The sequence below is a fragment of the Colwellia sp. 5_MG-2023 genome, from assembly GCF_030547795.1.
Classification (GTDB): domain Bacteria; phylum Pseudomonadota; class Gammaproteobacteria; order Enterobacterales; family Alteromonadaceae; genus Colwellia.
This window is the reverse complement of sequence record NZ_JAUOPW010000001.1, coordinates 58,275-79,621: the sequence shown is the minus strand read 5'-3', so window position 1 is coordinate 79,621 and position 21,347 is coordinate 58,275. Positions and strand designations below refer to the sequence as shown.

Annotated in this window: 19 protein-coding genes; 12 read left to right on the top strand and 7 right to left on the bottom strand. The window is 35.0% G+C overall.

Annotated features, from left to right (window positions below; all coding sequences use genetic code 11):
* Positions 1-96 precede the first annotated feature (96 nt).
* Positions 97-657, top strand: coding sequence for a hypothetical protein (locus Q4496_RS00340; protein ID WP_303601671.1), 561 nt, complete (start codon positions 97-99; stop codon positions 655-657).
* Between the two features lie 220 nt (positions 658-877).
* Positions 878-2,050 carry a cystathionine beta-lyase gene (locus Q4496_RS00335; protein WP_303609736.1) on the top strand — a complete coding sequence of 391 codons (1,173 nt, stop codon included), beginning with the start codon at positions 878-880 and terminating at the stop codon, positions 2,048-2,050.
* 86 nt (positions 2,051-2,136) lie between these two features.
* Here Q4496_RS00335 and Q4496_RS00330 read toward each other — a convergent pair whose 3' ends face one another.
* The 3 genes from Q4496_RS00330 to Q4496_RS00320 all read right to left on the bottom strand — a co-directional run bounded on the left by Q4496_RS00330 (position 2,137) and on the right by Q4496_RS00320 (position 5,460).
* The gene (locus Q4496_RS00330; protein WP_303609735.1) at positions 2,137-3,576 is read right to left on the bottom strand and encodes an alkaline phosphatase; all 1,440 of its coding nucleotides are present in this window, start codon (positions 3,574-3,576) and stop codon (positions 2,137-2,139) included.
* Positions 3,577-3,598: 22 nt separating this feature from the next.
* Positions 3,599-4,759: an endonuclease/exonuclease/phosphatase family protein gene (locus Q4496_RS00325; protein WP_215972508.1), complete on the bottom strand. Its 1,161-nt coding sequence runs from the start codon at positions 4,757-4,759 to the stop codon at positions 3,599-3,601.
* Positions 4,760-4,836: 77 nt separating this feature from the next.
* Complete coding sequence (locus Q4496_RS00320) at positions 4,837-5,460, bottom strand: TetR/AcrR family transcriptional regulator (protein WP_215972448.1); 624 nt, start codon at positions 5,458-5,460, stop codon at positions 4,837-4,839.
* Positions 5,461-5,942: 482 nt separating this feature from the next.
* Here Q4496_RS00320 and Q4496_RS00315 point away from each other — a divergent pair, with 482 nt between their 5' ends.
* From Q4496_RS00315 to Q4496_RS00285, 7 genes are all read left to right on the top strand, one after another.
* A complete protein-coding gene (locus tag Q4496_RS00315; protein ID WP_215972449.1) occupies positions 5,943-9,062 on the top strand; it encodes a TonB-dependent receptor in 3,120 nt (1,039 codons plus the stop codon).
* 64 nt (positions 9,063-9,126) lie between these two features.
* Entirely contained in the window at positions 9,127-9,693 is a 567-nt protein-coding gene (locus Q4496_RS00310) for a cytidine deaminase (RefSeq protein WP_368411005.1), read from the top strand.
* 56 nt (positions 9,694-9,749) lie between these two features.
* On the top strand, positions 9,750-11,051 hold the full coding sequence (deoA, locus tag Q4496_RS00305) for a thymidine phosphorylase (RefSeq protein ID WP_303609734.1): 1,302 nt from the start codon (positions 9,750-9,752) through the stop codon (positions 11,049-11,051).
* A gap of 205 nt (positions 11,052-11,256) precedes the next feature.
* Complete coding sequence (locus tag Q4496_RS00300) at positions 11,257-11,607, top strand: HIT domain-containing protein (RefSeq protein ID WP_215972452.1); 351 nt, start codon at positions 11,257-11,259, stop codon at positions 11,605-11,607.
* Between the two features lie 121 nt (positions 11,608-11,728).
* Positions 11,729-12,793 carry a sensor histidine kinase gene (locus tag Q4496_RS00295; RefSeq protein WP_215972453.1) on the top strand — a complete coding sequence of 355 codons (1,065 nt, stop codon included), beginning with the start codon at positions 11,729-11,731 and terminating at the stop codon, positions 12,791-12,793.
* 44 nt (positions 12,794-12,837) lie between these two features.
* Positions 12,838-13,692 (top strand): LytTR family DNA-binding domain-containing protein, encoded by an 855-nt coding sequence (locus Q4496_RS00290; RefSeq protein ID WP_303609733.1) that lies wholly within the window; start codon positions 12,838-12,840, stop codon positions 13,690-13,692.
* A 91-nt stretch (positions 13,693-13,783) separates the two neighbouring features.
* Positions 13,784-14,053, top strand: coding sequence for an acylphosphatase (locus tag Q4496_RS00285; RefSeq protein WP_215972455.1), 270 nt, complete (start codon positions 13,784-13,786; stop codon positions 14,051-14,053).
* Between the two features lie 39 nt (positions 14,054-14,092).
* On the opposite strand, the gene Q4496_RS00280 is transcribed toward Q4496_RS00285, so the two are convergent.
* From Q4496_RS00280 to Q4496_RS00270, 3 genes are all read right to left on the bottom strand, one after another.
* Positions 14,093-14,302, bottom strand: a complete 210-nt coding sequence (locus Q4496_RS00280; RefSeq protein WP_215972456.1) for a DUF1653 domain-containing protein — start codon at positions 14,300-14,302, stop codon at positions 14,093-14,095.
* Between the two features lie 88 nt (positions 14,303-14,390).
* Positions 14,391-14,888: an acetolactate synthase small subunit gene (ilvN, locus tag Q4496_RS00275; protein WP_303601677.1), complete on the bottom strand. Its 498-nt coding sequence runs from the start codon at positions 14,886-14,888 to the stop codon at positions 14,391-14,393.
* An 85-nt stretch (positions 14,889-14,973) separates the two neighbouring features.
* Positions 14,974-16,701 (bottom strand): acetolactate synthase 3 large subunit, encoded by a 1,728-nt coding sequence (locus tag Q4496_RS00270; protein WP_215972458.1) that lies wholly within the window; start codon positions 16,699-16,701, stop codon positions 14,974-14,976.
* A gap of 511 nt (positions 16,702-17,212) precedes the next feature.
* On the opposite strand from Q4496_RS00270, the gene Q4496_RS00265 reads away from it, so the two are divergent.
* From Q4496_RS00265 to yfbR, 3 genes are all read left to right on the top strand, one after another.
* Positions 17,213-17,776: a DUF4136 domain-containing protein gene (locus tag Q4496_RS00265; RefSeq protein WP_215972459.1), complete on the top strand. Its 564-nt coding sequence runs from the start codon at positions 17,213-17,215 to the stop codon at positions 17,774-17,776.
* A gap of 122 nt (positions 17,777-17,898) precedes the next feature.
* Positions 17,899-19,440: a response regulator gene (locus tag Q4496_RS00260; RefSeq protein ID WP_215972460.1), complete on the top strand. Its 1,542-nt coding sequence runs from the start codon at positions 17,899-17,901 to the stop codon at positions 19,438-19,440.
* A gap of 12 nt (positions 19,441-19,452) precedes the next feature.
* The gene (yfbR, locus tag Q4496_RS00255; RefSeq protein WP_215972461.1) at positions 19,453-20,067 is read left to right on the top strand and encodes a 5'-deoxynucleotidase; all 615 of its coding nucleotides are present in this window, start codon (positions 19,453-19,455) and stop codon (positions 20,065-20,067) included.
* Positions 20,068-20,125: 58 nt separating this feature from the next.
* On the opposite strand, the gene Q4496_RS00250 is transcribed toward yfbR, so the two are convergent.
* Complete coding sequence (locus Q4496_RS00250; protein ID WP_215972462.1) at positions 20,126-21,343, bottom strand: pyridoxal phosphate-dependent aminotransferase; 1,218 nt, start codon at positions 21,341-21,343, stop codon at positions 20,126-20,128.
* Between the last annotated feature and the right edge of the window lie 4 nt (positions 21,344-21,347).

The window sequence follows — 21,347 nt, the reverse complement described above, 5'->3', positions numbered from 1 at the left end:
TTACTTAGGTGCATGCTGGTTGCTTGTCCATTTTAAAACTGGCATGATTTAATGAACATTTATTAAGCTGAGCTTAAGTATATAAAAGGGAATTTTATGTTGTCAGATAAAACAAAATTGTTTCTTAGAATCATCTTAAATTTAAAACCGTCTTTTCATTTTCTTATGTCGTATATTGTCATTTGGTTTGTTTGGCATAATGAGTTTATTAGTTCACTGGTGATGACTAATGGGGGGCTGTACGTAAGGCTACAATCTGCCCTTGACTCTGTTAGTGCCAATCAATATATAGTTGTTTTATTTTTAACGATAATGCTGACACTTATTATTTATGGGTTTGATTATTTAACACAAATTTTAGCGGATGATGACAATAGTGAAGAATTTACGTTATTACAAAATAGTAATAGCGCCAAGCATGACAACGACGTGAACATTAAAAAACTAATGGTAACACTTGAAAGTGCTCAACTAAAACTTTCAGAATCGCTAGAAAGAGAAAAACAGTATAAACAAGAGAAAATCGCGACTACGAGTAAAGTTATTCAGCTACAAAGCCAATTAGAAGAGCTAATGGCAGATAATATTATTTTAAATGAAGAAAATAATAAATTAAAGGCAAGTAATAAAGTGGATGCTGTTCTGTATCAATCCTAACAAAATAGCAGTAACCTAAAACTTATCTCAATAATTTTATTATTAACGATTAACCTAATGAGTTGTTCTAGATATCTATTTCAGTTCTCTCTTATTAGTTATCAGTTTTAAAACTTAACAGATAACAGGTGAATTTTCTTTCATTTCCCTGTATAAATACAAATAAGTTTAGATGGCTAGATAGCTATTTGAAGTAATTAAACCTAAAGGTCAGATTTAAATGAAACAAGATACTAAAATTGTTACTGCAGGTCGCAAAGCAAAATGGACAAATGGTGTAGTTAATCCAAGCGTTACACGGGCTTCAACTGTTGTGTTTGAAACTGTGGCTGAAATGAATGATGCTTTAAAGAATCGTAATAATCAAACCATGGTATATGGTAGAAGAGGCACAACAACAGCGTTTGCTTTTAGTGATGCAATGACTGAATTAGAAGGTGGTGCAGGTTGTGCACTTTATCCATCAGGTACGGCAGCGATAACCAATGCAATAATCTCTTTTGTAGAAAGTGGCGATCATATTTTAATGGTTGATAGTACTTATGAGCCAACACGTGACTATTGCGATAAAATTTTAGCTAAAATGGGTGTAGAAACAACTTATTATGACCCACTTATTGGTGCTGGTATTGAAGCATTAATAAAGCCCAATACACGTATTGTTTTCTTAGAGTCTCCGGGTTCAATTACGATGGAAGTACAAGATGTACCAACCATTGCCAAAATAGCACATCAACATGATTGTATTGTAATGCTTGATAATACTTGGGGCGCAGGTATTAATTTTAAGCCCTTTGATTACGGTGTTGATATTAGTATACAAGCAGCCACTAAATATATTGTTGGACACTCTGACGTTATGTTAGGCACCGCGACAGCAACAGAAAAATATTGGCCACAATTACGCGATAATAGTTATTTAATGGGGCAATGCACCTCACCAGATGATTTATATCTTGCGTTACGTGGTATTAGAACGATTGGTGTACGTTTAAAGCAACATGAAAAGAGTGCGTTAACAGTAGCTAGCTGGTTAAAAGAGCGACCAGAGGTTGATACTATTTTACATCCTGCTTTTGAGTCTTGTCCAGGACATGAGTTTTTTAAACGTGACTTCACCGGCTCTAATGGTTTATTTTCTTTTACCTTAAACTGTGGCAATAGAGAAGCACTTACGGCATTTCTTGATGGCTTATCGCATTTTAAAATGGGTTATTCATGGGGAGGGTTCGAATCACTTATTTTAGGTATTACGAGTATTGATTCAATTCGAAGTGCAACTAAGTGGACGGCAGAGTTTCCGTTAATTCGTTTGCATATTGGTCTAGAAGATGTCGATGATTTAATTGCTGATTTAGAGCAGGGTTTTGCTCGTTTTAATGCCAAACTTTAGCCATAAGCACATTATTGTAAAGTCGCATTGATTGATGCTCGTTATAGGTTTATAACGAGCATCAATGATTTAACTTAATAAATCTGTTAGTTAATCTTTGAGTTATCCTTACCTAACAACATGAATATTTTTTTCGCTATATCGGTGTTGTCTTGTAGACCTTTAAATAACTCACTGTGTTGTCCAAAAGAAAATACAGGTACATCGATGGCCGTATGACCACCAGTAGTCCAACCACTATTACTACGCATATCCATCACCTTCTTTACACTTTTTATTAATGCTAATTCACTTGCAGGTGTAGTTTTACTTTGATACATATTCGCAGTTTTTTCTATTGTAGCGTTATTTTTACTATCATTAAGTAAACTCAGCTCTTCTTCAGATAATTCAAAATTAAATAATTCTGTTGTGATTTTTGCGTTTATTTCATTGGTTGTTAATTGCTTAGCGATATAATTAACAGAGTGCTTCATTGTGCGTAAAGTTTCAGCATTCCATTCATATTTACCATTGGCAGCAATAGTAAAACCACCTGTACTATGATCGGCAGTTACTACCACAAGTGTATCAGGGTGATGTTCAACAAAGTGCTCTAAATATTCAATTGTTTTTGCTAAATCATCCATTTCAGCCATAGCATCGCTTATATCATTACCATGAGCAGCCCAATCAACTTGACTGCCTTCAATGAGCATGAAAAAGCCATTATCAGCTAAATCATCAGTTTCTTGTAAGTCAATTAAATGGTGAATACCTGCTTTAGTCATAGTTGATAAGCGATGTTTATTGGTATCATCCAATGCCCAAGGTAAACCAACATCAGCAAAAAGACCTAAAACAGGTTTATCTTTAGGAAAACTATTTAAATCTTGATAATTATCGACATAATGAAAACCCGATTGCTTAAACTCATCGACTAAGTTTCTATCTTCGCGGATGAAGTACTTCCAACCGCCACCAAGATAAAGGTCTGCTTTTATGCCATTGTCGATATAGCTATCGGCAATTTCATTGTAATTTCTACGGCTTTCATTATGTGCCAGATATGAAGCTGGTGTGGCATGATTAATTTGAGACGTTACGACTACACCTGTCTTTTTACCTTGTAATTTTGCCCATTCTAATACGGTTTGTATTTCTTTCTTATTTACATCAACACCAATAGCACCATTGTAACTTTTCACGCCTGTAGATAATGCCGTTGCACTTGCTGCGGAGTCAGTGACTACACCAGAAACCGGAGCAGGGTAGGTACTTGATAAACCTTTAAGGTGGCGATCAAATACTGTTTCTTCTACAACTGTTGTTTTTGGGTTGTCACTAAAATAGCGGTAAGCAGTTGTGTAAGCTGGTCCCATACCATCACCAATCACCATAATAATATTTTTGGGTAAATTAGCTGGCATGACCGTTGTTAGTGTGTTCGTTGTCTCTTGCGCTGCTATATTGTCATTAACGTGAGCCGTGTTCGCACAAGAAACACAAAGTAATGACAGTGAAATAGCGGATAAAAATAGTTTCATCTTTTTTCCTGTTTATAAAAAATTATTTAGTTAAGTCAAGGTCAACCCAGACAAGTCTATGATCTGATGAAGCTTGTCTATCTTTGATTAATCGAAAAGCTTCGTCATTTTTCTGTGGCCAAAATACGCCAGAATCTCTAATTGTAAAGCCAACTACAGAAGGAAGAACGTAATCTGCTCGCATTCCCCAGTATGCTGTATGATATTTAGCATTTATATTATCACTTTTATGTAACTGGCCACCTAAGCTTGTTGGCATAGGATCTTGTAATTTACTGTCGGTAATTAGCGCTTCAATACTCGAATTAATTGCGTCACCTTCAACACTAGAGGCATTTTGATCGCCTACTATAACAAAAGGTTGATTAGGGGATAATCCACCTTTGTTGCCATTATCATCATAGATGTAGCTAGCTTGTGTGTTATTAATGTAATCAAACCAAAAACGAATTTCATCATGATTACGTTTACCGTTACGATTCTCTGGGCCATCGAACACAGGTGGTGTCGGGTGGCTAGCTAGAACATGCACTGTCTGGCCATTAATATTTACTGGAATATCCCAATGTGATTTTGATGATAACCTTAAGTTACTCCAAACATCTTCACTAAACCAAGGCTCTTTAGTACTTGGATCAATTGGCTTCAAAGCGCCTGGCATATCACGCCATTTGAAGAGCTGGAAAGTTCTAATTGCTTTTTCATCAATAGGGTATTTTGATAATAATACCATGCCATAATGACCTTCAAAATAGCCATAACCATGTAAATTATTCGTGGTTGGTTGATTATCTTTATTGTCATTATTGGTGTTTTTGTTTACTTTTACACCGGTATTAACAGTACCTTGATAAAAGTAAGGGTAATGAATCTCGTTTTGTTTATTCTGTCCATTACCTAAATAGTTCTTCATAAAATAAAGAATGTTTTCATGATTTTTATCTACATGATCAAATTCATTTAGTAAAATGATATCAGGATTAACACGTTGGATTATTTCAGCAATATTTTTAATTTGTGGATTATTACCTCTTAACGCTTGCGTAAGTTCATCACCTGTTACGTTAGGTGTTCTATTCGGTGACGGTTTTGCATAGTTGAATGCTTCCATACTGACATTGAAGGTTGCGATACGTAGTTTAGTTGTTGCTTCTGTATTTAGTTGTGTGTTATTTGCAGCCATAGCTTTACTCGCAATAGTTGTATTTAATAGAAAAGCACTAAATAGTATTAACCCATTTAACTTAAAAAAGTTTTTTATCATTTTAATTTACAGCCTCGTAAAATTATATCTGTCAGAAAATTTGTAACATGTTCAATATCATCGCTCTCATAATCAGCACGATTCATAATGGTTAATATTTGATTGTCAAAATCAGCATAGTGTTGAGTTGACGACCAAATAAGCAATATTAAGTTGACTGGGTCTACTGCATGCATTTCACCGTTATCAATCCAGTGCTGAAATATTTTTGCTTTCTCTCTCACCCATTGACGAAGGTAGGTGCGGGCAAAATCTTTTAGGTGTTGAGCACCTTGAATAATTTCCATCGCATAAATCTTAGACGCTTTTGGGTTATTGAAAGACATAGCAACTTTAGCCCGAATAAATTTTTCTATCGCAAGCTTTGGACCATCTTCGAGTAAAATATCACCGATGCCTTCATCCCACATGTTAAGGGTTTTTTCTAAAACAGCATGATATATATTTTCTTTATTTTTAAAGTAATATAAAACATTAGCTTTAGGTAACCCCGCGTTATCTGCGATAGATTGCACAGTGGCTCCTTTATATCCTTGTAATATAAATTCGTCTTGAGCGGCAATCAGTATTTTATCGGTACTGATTGTTCGTATTTTTTGTGATTTAGAGTTTTTATTCATTTTTATTTGATTTTTAACTAATATTGACTATTTTTCATAAGAGATTACATAACTTTTACTGGTGATTATTAACCATTTTTCCATTAAATCATAGCAAGGTTACACTGAAGTTAAAGGGGATTTTTATGGTTACATCTACCATAATCAATACCAATAATATGTACTTTTTTAGTGGTTATATTTCTGACTATTTTTAGTTTCTTGTCCTGTTGGTCTATTTATTTATTTCTAAATAATCTGCTAATCCTATAGATCTTGTCTATAAAAAGCAAAAAGCTGACCTTTTGGTTCGTTTTTTATCATAACGCTTTTTTTTTAAGTGAAATTGAGTTAATTTATACAGGTATGTAATAAAAATGTAATGAAACTTTGGTTAAATTGACTACATTGCTTTAGGTCAGATAAAAACGGTAAACAAACTTTAGATGAGTATTGTCTGAAGAAAATAATAATTTATACATAAAACACATAGGAATATTAACATGAAAACCCACTCTATCTCTCGAATAGCGGGCGCCCTTGTTGTTGCGCTTGGTTTGTCAACCTCTGTTATTTCAACAGATGTTGCTGCAAACACAACTTCTTCGGGTATTAAAGGTCAAATTGTCGGTCCTAACGGCAATGCTGCTGCTGGTACAAAAATTACGATTGTACATGTACCATCAGGAACGACGAAAACAGCCGTTGTAAATGAATCAGGTCAATTCTCTGCTAAGGGTCTACGTGTTGGCGGACCTTATAACATTATTATTGATTCAAATAGCTTTAAAGATACTGAGTTATCGAATGTATTTTTAACCTTAGGTGAAACTTACCCTGTTAGTGTTTCATTAGAAGCGCAACAATCTATAGAAACTATCGAGATAACGGGACGTGTAGTTAATAGTAATTATGGTAGCACTAGTCCTGCTTCTAATTTTAATTTACAAGATATTGAACTAGCACCAAGCGTTGATCGTGATCTGAAAGACGTTATTCGTGTTGATCCTCGTGTATATATTAATGAATCTAGCTCAAATGCAATTGTTTGTGCCGGTGGTAATCCACGCTTTAACAGTCTAACTGTTGATGGCGCACGTATGAATGATAACTTTGGTTTGAATGGCAATGGTTATCCAACAGTTCGTATTCCATTTTCATATGATGCAATTGATCAAGTTTCTGTTGAGCTAGCACCTTTTGATGTTCAATATGGTGGCTTTACCTCTTGTAACATTAATGCTGTAACTAAATCTGGTGGTAATGAGCTACATGGTAGTGTTTTTGTTGATTACACAAGCGACTCGTTAAAAGGTGATAGTTTAGAAGGCGATTCTATTGATACAGGTAGTTATAACGAAAAACGTTATGGTTTTAATGTTGGCTTCCCATTAATAGAAGATGAATTATTCTTCTTTGCTGCTTATGAAAAGTTAGATGGCTCTCAAATCATGCAATATACTGCATTTGATAATGGCGCTATTTCACAAAGTGATATTGATAACATTATTCAAATATCAAAAGATAATTATAATTATGATCCAGGTACAATGGTACCTAGTATTCCAGTTGATGATGAAAAAATCTTAGTTAAGTTAGATTGGAACATTAATGAGCAACATCGTTTAAACTTTGTTTATAACTACAATGATGGTTATGAAATTGGTCAATCTGACGAAGGTTCTACACGACTATCATTATCTAACCATTTTTATGAACGTGGTGCAGAATTTACGTCTTATGTTTCATCTTTATATTCAGATTGGACAGATAACTTTTCTACTGAGTTTCGTTTAGGTTATTCTAAATTAGATAATCGTCAAACGTCTTTAGATGAATCAAGTGGTTTTGGTGAGTTTAGAATTGAAGATGTTGGTTCTGGAGGCGTTGATGTTTATTTAGGGCCAGATGATTCTCGTCAATCAAATGAATTGAACTACGATACGCTATCATTAAAAATTGCCGGTACTTATTATCTAGATGAACATGAGTTATATTTTGGCTTTGAAAGAGAAGAGCTTGATGTTTTCAATTTATTTGTTCAACATTCTCAAACTGAAACGCGTTTTAATAATGTTACCGACTTTGAAAATGGTTTAGCTGATGATGTTTACTATGGTAATGCGGCTTCACTTAATCCTGCTGATGCTGCTGGTGAATTTAGCTATGCATTAAATACGGTATACTTTCAAGATAAGTTTGAGTTAGAGTCATATGATGTCACCATCACTGCTGGTCTTCGTTATGATTGGTATACAAGTGATGATAAACCAAATTACAACCCTAACTTCGAATCACGTTATGGTTTTTCAAACGCTCAAAACTTAGATGGTATTGATTTACTTCAACCACGTTTAGGTTTGAATTGGGTTGTTAATGATCAATTAGAAGTTCGTGCCGGTGCTGGTCTTTACTCTGGTGGTAATCCAAACGTTTGGATTTCTAATAGTTATTCAAATGATGGTGTTCGTAATATTCAAGATAGCTCTGTAAGAGATGCATATATTTTGGGTCCTGATGCTATTGCTTTTGATGGTACTGGACAAGCAGGGTATGATATTCCTGTTCAATCAATTAACAATGTGAGCACAGGAACTGCAGATTCAAGCACAAACTCAACTGATCCTGGTTTTGAAATTCCTTCAGAATGGAAATATTCATTAGGTCTTACTTATGTTACTGAATCAGAATATGTAATCACAGCAGATTACTTATACACAGACAAAGAAAACTCTGCGATTGTAAATGATTTAGCAGCAGTAGTAACTGATGTCGCTCCTGATGGCAGACGCATCTATGAAAGTTCTCGTGGTTTTGATAATGACTTCTTCTTAACAAATGTTAGTGGTCAAGATGGCGAAACAACTGTTGTATCTTTCGGTGTTAGTAAAGAGTATGAAAATGGGTTATCAATGACAGCTTCTTATGCGTTTACAGAAGCTAAAGATGTTCACCCAATGACTAGTTCAGTTGCCTTTTCTAACTACCATGGCATTGCAGTTTCTGATCCACAGTCTCCAGGCGTTGCAACTTCAAATTACGAAGTTCCACATAGATTTACATTAAATGTACATTACTCTCATGAATTCTTTGATGGCTTAGACACAAACTTTAGTTTGTTCGGTCAAGCGATGCAAACTCATGGTTATGATTATAACTTCTCTAATAACTCAAGTGGATTTGGTTATAACGACTCTAATCGCCAGTTATTATATGTTCCAACAGAAAGTGATAGTAAAGTTATTTATGGTGCTGATTTTGATTTAGATGCATTTAACAACTTTATTGCTTCTGAAGGTCTAACTCGCGGTGAAATCATGGAGCGTAATAGCCTTGACGGTGGTTGGTGGACTAAGTTTGATGTTCGTGTAGAGCAAGAAATTCCTGGTTTCACTGAAGATCATAAAGCAAGTGCTTACTTTGTAATAGAAAACGTTGGTAACTTCTTAAATGATGATTGGGGTGTACTTAAAGAAGGTAACTTCTTACAAGGTGCTGTAGAAGCTTCAATTACTGATGACGGTCAATATTCATATAATAAGTTTACTTCTCCTAGTTACAAAAGTAGACAAACTGATGCATCATTATGGGAAATTCGTATCGGTGTTAGTTACGATTTCTAATCATTAGTTTATAAAAAAGTCATTTTAAAAACCGTGCTTTATCGCACGGTTTTTTTATGTCTAAATTTTAGTTATTTTAATTATATTTTTAGAAAAATATTTACTACTAAATTTAATAATTGATGTTAGTATATCTAAATACTTGACCGTATGGTCAAGTAATATTCTTAAGCTAGAAAAAGTGAGTAAATTAATGAGTAACAATATTGATGCTAGTGTTTGGCAAAACCTTGTCGACAATGCAAAGCAAGCTTACCAGCAAGCTTATGCACCTTATAGTGAGTTTAGAGTAGGTGCTGCCGCGTTAACGACAGATACTAAAATAGTGCAAGGCTGTAATGTTGAAAATGCATCTTACGGGTTAACTGTTTGCGCTGAACGTAATTGTATTGCTCAAGGTGTTATTCATAATCCAAGTAATAAAACTGTTGAGTTCACGGCATTGGTTGTTTATACCGAGCAAGAAATATTGACGCCGCCGTGTGGTGCATGCCGACAAGTAATTGCTGAATTCTTCCCTCAAGATGCGCTAATTATGGCAGCTAACCATTTGAATCAACAGCAGCACTGGACGGTAGCAGAGTTATTGCCAGATGCATTTACTCCCTACAACCTTATCAATAAAACTTAGTAAACATATAACAACGAATTAAAATAATAATTAAAAAAGACAGAAAGGATTAAACAATGTTATTACCCCAAGAAATTATCGCTAAAAAGCGAGATGGTGAAGTACTTAAACAAGATGAAATTAAATTTTTTGTTGATGGCTTAGTATCTAATAATTTTAATGATGCGCAAGTTGGCGCAATGGCAATGGCAATTTTTCAAAAAGGCTTAGTACCACAAGAAACTGTAGAATTAACAAAAGCCATGATGCATTCAGGGGAGGTATTATCTTGGCAGCATTTAGACGGACCTGTTATTGATAAACATTCGACTGGCGGGGTTGGTGACAAAGTTAGCTTTATGCTTGCAGCTATTGTTGCTGCTTGTGGTGGTTATGTTCCAATGATATCAGGGCGAGGGCTTGGCCATACTGGAGGCACTGCAGATAAGCTTGAAAGTATAGCGGGTTTTAATGTTCAGCCTAATTTATCTGATTTTAAACGCATTGTTGCTGATCTCGGTGTCGCTATCATTGCTCAAACTCCTGATTTAGCACCAGCAGACAGACGTTTATATGCTATTAGAGATGTTACTGCAACAGTGGCGTCTATTCCTCTTATCACAGCGTCTATTTTATCTAAAAAACTTGCTGCGGGCCTTGATGTGTTAGTCATGGATATAAAAATGGGCAATGGCGCTCAAATGGAAGATTTAAGTCAAGCAAAAGCGTTGGCAGATAGTATTACCAGTGTTTCTAACGGTGCAGGGGTGAACACTCAAGCTATTATTACTGATATGAATCAAGTGCTTGGTAATACTGCGGGTAATGCGTTAGAAATGTATGAAACCGTAAAATATTTAACGGGTAAGCTTCGTGAGCCAAGGCTTCATCAAGTGGTTGTAACTTTAGCTAAAGCGATGTTAATCAATAGTAAACTTGCTAAGAGTGATGATGAAGCACAAGTAAAAATAGACAATGCATTAGATTCAGGTAAAGCGGCTGAAATTTTTGCTAAAATGATCAGTGCTTTAGGTGGACCAACAGATCTACTTGAGCAGCCTTGGCGTTCAATGAATAAAGCAGAGCATATCATTGAAATATTATCGCCTTGCAATGGATATATTAAAGCAATGCAAACGCGTGACATTGGTTTTTCTGTTGTTGGTTTAGGTGGTGGGCGTATTAGTAATGATCAAAAAATTGACCATAGTGTTGGTTTTGATCGTATTTTACCTATTGGCACACGTGTAAACCGAGGTGATGTTATTGCAAGGGTGCATGCAAGCTCTCTCGATAGCGCTGAACTTGCTAGTAAACAATATACAGATGCAGTAAGTTTTTCAGATACGCCAGTAGATGAAGCACAAATTATTTATTAATGTTTAAATCACCATTTACTTTTATTTCTACTCTGCCGTTTGAGTAGAAATAAATTGTATAAAGAACAGTGAGTGTAAGCAATCAGGGTAAAATTTTTATCTTTTACCGATGTTTTTTATGAAGGATAATTTAGTTGTTTACCGGACGTTGTTTTAACGTAAAATAGAAAGAAATCATAAAGTAACTTATATTGTAGAGACCACTATGACAGATGAAACTATTTTTTCTAAAATTATTAGACAAGAAATCCCAACCCCATTACTTTACCAAGATGAATTAGTAAGCGCTTTTAGAGATATTGCCCCGCGCGTAAGTACTCATATTTTAATTGTACCTAATAAGCATATCCCGACCACTAATGATGTTACTGACGCTGATGAGTTAACCATGGGACGTATGTTCACTGTTGCTAGAAAGTTAGCTAAACAAGAAGGGGTTGATGAAAGTGGTTATCGCTTGATTGTAAATTGTAATAAAGATGGTGGACAAGAAGTCTATCATATTCATATGCATTTACTTGGAGGTCAACGTTTAGGTGAAATGTTAGCGCTTTGATTCTCTTTTAAGTGGGAAAAACGATAAGTAGTTATATTGGTAAGATTAAAGACAGTGCACTTAATTGTTGGCTACCGCATAATTAAGGTATATGTAGATATTATACTTTCTAGGATTTTATGTGAATTGGAAAGCATTGCTCGAAAATCGAAATCGCCTATTCTGGCTTGTACATTCTGCAGGTTGGTTTGGCTTTGCTTTAGTGCATTATTTGGGGTCCTTGCTTCATGATTTGCGCGATATATTTGTCGTTATTATTTTTTTAAATGCTTATGCTGGCTGGTTGCTTTCTGTTCCTCTTCGCTATATATATCGTAGAGTTTGGAATCTTCCGCCATTTAAAATAGCGCTGGTGGTGATTTTTTCTTCTTACATCACCGGTGTTTTATGGCAAGTCGTTAAAAACCTAAATTATTGGGAAATATATAAACATGGTTATAAGCCGGATTTTATATTGATGTATACCCAATCAAGTGTTTGGTCATTTTATATTATTCTCAGTTGGAGTGTTTTGTACTTTGGTACTAAGTATTATCAAATGTTACAAGTTGAAAAGCAAAATGTATTAAAAGCAAATTCAGTTGCCCATCAAGCTCAATTAAAAATGTTGCGATATCAGCTTAATCCGCACTTTTTATTTAATACACTTAATGCTATTTCAACCCTCATACTGTTAAAGGATAATGCTACGGCTAATGGCATGGTTACTAGATTAAGTGAATTTTTACGTTATTCTCTTGATAAAGATCCGATGAAAAAAGTTAGCCTAAACAGTGAAATTCAAGCACTAGAGCTATATTTGGATATAGAGAAAGTCCGTTTTGAAGAACGGTTGCAAGTTCATATTTCTATCAATGAAAATTGCGAAAAGGCATTAGTACCTAGCATGATTTTACAACCGATTGCTGAGAACGCAATTAAGCATGCAGTAGCCACGCAAGAACGAGGCGGTAGTATTACAATTACGGTAAATAAATTTGCAAACGATTTAATGATAGAGCTAGCGGATGATGGGCCTGGTGCAGAGATAGTTGATGGTAATTTATATAGAGAAAATGGGGTCGGGTTAGTGAATACTCGTGAACGTTTAAATGCTCTATATGGTAACAATTATTCGCTTGTTGTTGCTAATAATATTCCTTCTGGTGTTAAAGTAAGTATTCGTATGCCGTTTGAATTATTATAATGTGTTCAATAAAACCATTTACAACACATTATCAGGGTTGAGTTATGATTTTTCGCACAATTATTGTAGATGATGAGCCACTTGCTCGAAAGGGACTAAGTATACGTCTACAGAGCTTTAACGATATCCATATCATTAAACAATGCAGTAATGGTAGAAAAGCTATTGAAACAATAAAAGAATGTCAGGTCGACTTAATGTTTCTTGATATTCAAATGCCTGGATTAACTGGCTTTCAGGTTATTGATGAAATTGAAAAGCAAGGGTTGAAAATGCCAATGGTGGTGTTTGCCACAGCGTTTGATCAGTATGCGATTAAAGCTTTTGAAGTATTGGCGCTCGATTATATTTTAAAGCCAACCAATGAAGATCGTCTTGCTCAGACACTCGACAAAATTAGACAACACTTCAGATCAAGTACCGATGCAGAGCATAAGTCTAAATTGATTCGATTAGTCAGTGATGTTACCGGTAATGATTACCAACAGATTTTAACCGAGCTTACTAATAATCAGCCTGTTAGCTTGTCTAATTATTCCGATATATTAGCGATTAAAGATGTTGGTGAAGTGACCAGAGTCCCAGTCAAAGATATTATTTGGATCGATGCTGCAGGAGATTATATGTGTGTTCATACCACTAATACTATGCAGCAACAGTCGCAAGATATCCCACAAGAAAACACACATATCTTAAGAAAAACAATGAAACAACTTGAAGAGCACCTTGATCCTAAAGTGTTTATTAGAAACCATCGTTCTACCATTGTTAATAAAGATTATGTGGAAAAATTTTGTAGCCAAGCAAGTGGTGAGTATTTGTTGGTATTGAAAAATGGCAAAGAATTAAAGGTAAGTCGCAGCTATAAAGAAAAAGTTAAACAAGCTATAAATAGCTAATTTTATTGTCTAGTTTAATTTTTAATTTAAAATTAGCGTCTATACTTTAGTTTATGTAAGTATCAATAATATAATTAAAAGAGTCTACATAATGAATGTTAGTTACATTAGTCATATATCAGGGAAAGTCCAAGGGGTCTACTTTCGGGTATCAAGTCAACAAAAGGCAATTGAATATGGACTTAGTGGTTATGCTCGAAACTTAGCTGATGGTGACGTAGAAGTCTTTCTTTCGGGGAAAGATGTTGATGTCCAAAAAATGCTAGTGTGGTTAGAAACTGGTCCTACACTAGCAGAGGTTACCAAAATTCAACACAAACAAGTCGATTGGCAAGAGCATAATTTTTTTTCTATCAGCTAATAGCTGCTAAGTGTAATCTACACTTTCAATAGATAGTGATCATTCTTCTATATATTTGAAGCGCTGTATTTTTTTTCCATCTCTAACAATCGTTTCGTTGAACATTGCTAAAGGGCGAACCCAAATATCATCTACGTTGTCGAAGGGGTGATAAACAACCAAATATTCTTCTGTTTCACTATGTTTTGCAAGGTGAAGTACTTGATAATAATTCCCTTTAAAGTGTTGATATTTTCCTAATTTAATCATTAAATATTTCCAATAATGTAAAGTTAAAATAATGTTGTAAAGTAAATATACTTTACAACATCTTATTTTTAAGGAGATTAAGCTAATGTTATATTCGTAAAGACTTATCGCCACGTGCCATGCCAACACAACCTGAACGAGCTGATTCTATGATTTCTGTTTCATTACTTAATACTTCAATAAAGGCATTAAGTTTATCACTATTCCCTGTTAATTCTATTGTATAAACCTGTTTACCAATATCGATAATAGAACCCCGAAAAATATCTGTAACTCGTTTAACTTCTGTGCGTGCTTTGTCATTTACAGCCGCAACTTTAACCAGTAGTAATTCCCGTTCTACATGTTTTCTATCAGTTAGCTCAGATATTTTAATAACGTCAACTAACTTATTTACTTGCTTAACAATTTGCTCTAAAACTTTGTCATCACCTATGGTTGAAATGGTGATTCGAGATAAGCTGTTATCATCCGTTGGAGCAACAGTTAAGCTCTCTATATTAAAAGCGCGTTGAGAAAAAAGCCCTACGATACGTGATAGAGCACCGGCTTCATTTTCCAGTAAAATGGCTAAAATATGTCGCATTATGCCTTATCTCCTTTAGTGGTTATATCAGCCCACATGTCATCAATATTATTTGTGTTATTTTTACATTTTGATAAATATTTCATTAGGCTTTAACTCCTTTAGAGATCCACATATCATCAATACCACCTTGGCGAATATGCATAGGATACACATGTTCTTTTTCATCAACTAACACGTCGACAAACACTAATTGATTTTTAATACTAAAGGCTTCTTTTAGTTTTGGCTCTAATTCATCTAAAGTATCAATTTGAATACCTACATGGCCGTAAGCCTCTGCAACTTTTATGAAATCAGGTAGTGATTCCATGTAAGATGAGGCATGTCTGCCATCATAAACCATATCTTGCCATTGGCGTACCATACCCAGAGATCGGTTATTTAACGTAATTATCACTACTGGTAGATTGTATTGTTTACAGGTTGATAGCTCTTGAATATTCATTTGAATTGATCCGTCACCGGTAATGCAAATAACATGTTTATCAGGAAAGGCAAGCTTAGCTCCCATGGCTGCGGGTAGACCAAACCCCATAGTTCCTGCGCCACCTGAGTTTATCCATTGACGAGGTTTATCAAACGGATAGTATTGGGCTGCAAACATTTGATGCTGACCAACATCTGAAGCCACATAAGCTTCACCGTTCGTAATTCGATACATAGCTTCTATCACACGTTGAGGCTTGATTTTTTCACCTTCAACTTGTTTGTAGCTCACACTTTTTACATCGCGCCATGTATTGATTTGGTGCCACCAATCTTTTAAAGCTATTTCATCAGGTATGAAATTAATTGCGCTAAGTTCATCAAGCAATTGTTGCATAACAATATCAACTAAACCGACTACTGGAATATGTGCATTGATAGTTTTTGAGATTGACGTTGGATCGATATCGACATGAATAATATTTGCATTAGGGCAGAACTTTTCAACATTATTCGTTACCCTATCATCAAAGCGAACTCCAAGGGCAAGAATAACATCAGCATTAGCCATTGCTTTATTTGCTTCTAAGCTACCATGCATACCTAACATGCCAATAAAGTTGTCATGAGTTCCTGATATACCACCAAGACCCATTAGGGTATTCGTTACGGGGGCTTTTAATGTTTCCACTAGTGTTGTTAATAGTTCCGAAGCATTGGCAATAACTACACCACCACCAGAATAAACCACTAATTTTTTCGCTTCACTGATTGCTTTAGCTGCTTTACGAATTTGTTTTGGATGGCCTTTAATATTCGGATTATAAGAGCGTATTGTCGGGTTGGTTTCAATAGCAAAAGGGGCTTTATTTTGTGGTATTAGCAAGTCTTTTGGTAATTCAACTACGACTGGTCCAGGTCGACCTGTGCTGGCGATATAAAATGCTTTAGCAATAACATTAGGTATATCGGCTAAATCACGACAATTAAAACTATGTTTAATGATAGGGCGTGTACAACCAACAATATCAGTTTCTTGAAAAGCATCATTACCAATTAAGGTTGTTGGCACTTGGCCTGCCAGTACTACCATTGGAATTGAATCCATGTAGGCTGTCGCTATTCCTGTAACACAGTTTGTAGCACCTGGACCTGATGTTGCCAAAACCACACCTACTTCTCCGGTCGCTCTAGTGTAACCATCAGCCATATGAGTTGCAGCTTGCTCATGGCGAACTAAAATATGTTCAATTTCATCTTGTTGGAAAATAGCATCATAAAGATCTAAAACTGAACCTCCAGGATAGCCAAAAATATATTTAACCTTTAGTGCTGATAATGCTTTTACTACCATTTCTGCACCAGTAAAAAGTTCTGTTGTCATATTGATACCTATTAATGATTAATACATAAAAAACCCTCGGTCTAAAATAGAGCGAGGGTTTGGTTATTTATTTGTATATCTGCTTTAATTAAAAATTAATTTTTAAAACAACCTAATCCTCGGAGTGATTTAACTATCACTACGACCACGAGGACGACATTTAATTTATTGTTTTGATTAATTGAATACATGCTTAGATAAATTTAATTTTTATAAAAAGATAATACTTGGCTCTATTTTTAAAGGGTTTAGTAAAGTCTGTCAACCTTTAATTACAATAATGCATAGTGTTTCTTAATATTTTTTTAATATTCGATTATAAATTACTTGAAATATAAGAAATATTATATATTCGCTCTTTAATTTGATTGTTTTAGTCTCTTGTAATGTTTTATAGTTAACGCAATGTTACATTTAATAAGCAGTAGTATTTTGGTATTTACGTTAGTATTTAAAATAGTGCTAAATGTTGTAGTTATACTTTGATTGAAATAAGCAAAAGGTGGTAAATATGAAGGCTATAAAAGTAACCTTAGTTACTGTATTAGTTTTACTTGTTGCAAGCTGTGCAAGTAATTATAAAGTAAAAGTGGGTTCTGATAAGAATGAAAATATTGATACCGCAGACTATAAAACTTTTGCTTGGCTAACATCACAGAAAGTCATGGCAGCAAGTGAAGATTTTAACCCAGTAATGAAACTTCGTGTAGATGAAGCGATTGAAAAAGCGTTTATTGCGAAAGGTTATCAATTGATTGAAGATGCCGAAAAAGCAGACTTTACCGTTTCTTATACTGTAGGTAATAGAGATAAGATTAAAATAATGAATTACCCAGCAATTTATCGTACTCGTTTTGGCTGGTGGCCTGGTTATTATGGCAGTATGTTTAGATCAGATGAATATAGAACGATAGCTCGCCAATATACTGAAGGTAAATTAGGTATTGATGTATATGATGTTAAATTACACCAACCGGTATGGCATGGCTGGGCAACCAAACGCATCACCAATGATGAAATACATTTAGATAATATCCAAGAAGTTGTCAATGATGTAGTGGCACAATTTCATTAATAACTTTTTGTTTTTAAATTAAAAGCGGCTTTTGCCGCTTTTTTTGTATATTTTTAATGCTTTTTTTATTTTGTGCATTACACTGATTAATAAGGCTAAACGGAAAATGAAAAATTAACCCTATGAATGATTTTATTTTTAAAGAAGAATCAGAAGCAAGTAAAAGTGCAAGTGGACATAAATGCAATAAAAAATGGCGCATTTTGGTTGTTGATGATGATGATTCTGTCCACCAAGTTACTAAGCTGGTGTTAAATGAAATTGAAATTGAAAATCGCCAATTAGAAATAGTGTCGGTTTACTCTATGGAGGAAGCGAAAGAAACATTATTAGCAGATAATGATTTTTGTATGGCATTTGTTGATGTTGTGATGGAAACCGATCACGCTGGTTTAGATTTAGTACAATGGATAAGAAGGGAGCTAAAGAATCAAGCTATACGCTTAGTGCTTAGAACAGGGCAAGCGGGAACTGCCCCAGAAGCAAAAGTCATTAAAGAATATGATATTAATGATTATAAAGAAAAGACAGATTTTACTTCTAATAAAATGATCACCACAGTGTATGCTAGTATTCGAGCATACCGAGATATTATGACTATTCAACGTAGCTTAGATGCATTTAAAAAGTTACTTGAAGCGACGCATGATTTACTTAAGAAAGATCAATTGAAGGCTTTTGGCTCTGCGGCATTAAGTCATTTATTATCGTTAATGAATGTTGATAGCTCTGCTTTATACATTGCTCGAACGCAAATTGATTTTGATCTGCAATCTTCGAGTTTAATACTTGCTTGTACTGGTCGATATGTCAGTAAGTCTGATTCTCTAGAGTCTTCAAATATACCAGATGATGTCAAAGAAAAAATTAAAAAGGTCTTTCAAGATAGAAGCCATTACAGCAATGAAAATTGCTTTGTTGGCTATTATCAGTCACCGGGTAATGCTGCGTCTGTTTTGTATATCGAGTTTGAAAATGACAAAGAGCACTTTAATGTAAATTTGGCAGAATTATTTGCGAATAATGTCGCGTTAATCTTAGAAAGTTTAAGCAAACAAAAAGAAATAGAAAAATCACAACAAGAGCTACTGTTCATTATTAGTGAAGCAGTTGAGGCTCGAAGTCAAGAAACCGGCTCACATGTAAAACGGGTGGCATCGCTTTGTGAATTATTAGCAAAAAAAGCGGGGTTAGAAGATTCTTTTGTTAAAGCATTATATTTAGCTGCGCCATTGCATGATTTAGGAAAAATTGCAGTGCCAGAAGATATATTACTTAAAACTAAAAATTTATCCCATGAGGAATGGGAGATAATGAAAGCCCATACCCAAATTGGCGGCGATATGTTACAACAATCTACTGCAAACTTGTCTAAATTAGCCTCGAGGCTGGCGCATTATCACCACGAAAACTGGGATGGCTCTGGTTTTCCAGATGGGTTAAAAGGAGAGAGCATTCCTATAGAGTCTAGAATTATGGCAGTTGTAGATGTGTTTGATGCATTAGGCTCGCAACGGTGTTATAAAGAGCCATGGTCAGATGAGAGAATAAAAGACTTTATTATTTCAGAAAAAAATAAGAAGTTTGATGCTTCGCTGGTTGATTTAATTGTTGAAAATTTTGATGAATTCACTGCAATTAGAGAAAAATTTTCTAATAATTAGTTAAAGGATTGTATGTTTCACCACAAAAAAGGTAGTTTTAGCGCGTGGATGTTAAGACTAAGAAAAATAATACGTTGGCCATTAATGGCCTCAAGAGAGCCAGAAACCTGTGCACAACACTCATTTGAAGTCGCGTTAATTAGTCATCAAATTGCTTTAATTGGCAAAATAAAATTTAAACGAACTTATGACCCTTCTGCAATAGCTTTAGCTGCACTGTATCATGAAGCCAGTGAATCTGGAGGCGTGGGGGATATTCCTAGTCCATTAAAATATTATAATCCTGAATTAACCAAGCAAATAAAGCAAATAGAAAGTGAAGTTGAGCACTCTATGGTATACCAAGGGTTGCCTGAATATTTACACCAAGCTATGGCGCCGTTGGTGATTCAAGCAAATGTAGATAAGCAGACGAAAGCTATTGTTAAATCGGCAGATGATTTAGCTGCATATCATTATAGTTTATCAGAAGTAAATGTGGGTAATAGAGAATTTATCGACGCGGCTAAACTGTTAGAAGGTAGAGTAAGCAAGCATTGCGAACAATGGCCAGAAGTTAAAGAATATTTCCAATCTCAATTCCCTGCTTGTATGCAGACATTAGATGAACTTTCTCGTCCAGATTAGTTAGCAAGTTTTAAGGTAAGCGAGGTAAGGTTAACCTTCGCTTACCTTAGTCTATGCCCTATACTTGCTGGTAAGTGGCAAAGAAATTTTTAAGTTTTACTAATGCTGGCACTAATTCATCTACATGTGGCAAAAATACTAATCTGAAATAGTTATTAGCTTCAATATTAAAAGCACTACCATGAACGAGTAGAATTTTTTCTTGTTTAAGTAGATCTAAAATCATTTTTTCATCGTTAGTGATGTTAAATTTCTCAGCATCTACTTTCACGAAAAGATATAAAGCGCCCATCGCAGGGTGACATGATAAACCATCAATATCATTAATCATTTTTGCAGCAATATTACGTTGCTTTAATAAGCGTCCATCTCCGGTGATTAACTCATTAATACTTTGATAACCACCTAAAGCTGTTTGAATAGCATGTTGGCACGGCACATTGGCACATAATCGCATTGACGCTAATATATCAAGGCCTTCTAGATAATCTTCAGCATGTATTTTAGGACCAGAAACAACCATCCAACCTGCTCTAAAACCGGCAATACGGTAATTTTTAGATAAGCCACCCATGGTGATGATCAACACATCTTGTGCAAGTGATGCTGTAGGAATATGTTTAGCTTGGTCGTATAATATTTTATCGTAAATTTCATCGCTAAAAATAATCAAACTATGCTTTCTGGCAAGCGCTATAATGCCTTGAAGTACTTCCGCAGGGTATACAGAGCCGGTTGGATTATTAGGATTAATTAAGACAATGGCTTTAGTTTTATCTGTGATTTTACTTTCCATATCTTCGATATCTGGATACCAAAAATTTTCATCATCACAAATATAATGCTTAGGAGTACCGCCTGATAAAGCAACTGCTGCTGTCCATAATGGGTAGTCAGGAGCTGGAATTAAGACTTCATCGCCATTATTTAACAAGCCTTGCATTGCCATGACAATAAGCTCGCTAACACCGTTACCAATAAAAATATCATCTACTCTGACATCTTTAATGCCTTGTTGTTGAAAATATTGCATAACAGCAACACGAGCAGAGTATATTCCCTTTGATTCACTGTATCCTTGAGAGCTAGGTAAATTATAGATCACGTCTTTTAATATATCATCAGGTGCTTCGAAACCGAATGGGGCAGGGTTACCGATATTCAATTTGAGAATCTTATGGCCTTCATCTTCTAAGCGACGCGCTTCGGCTGCTATTTGCCCTCTAATTTCATAACAAACATTGTTTAATTTAGATGACTTGATAATAGCTTTCATGGCA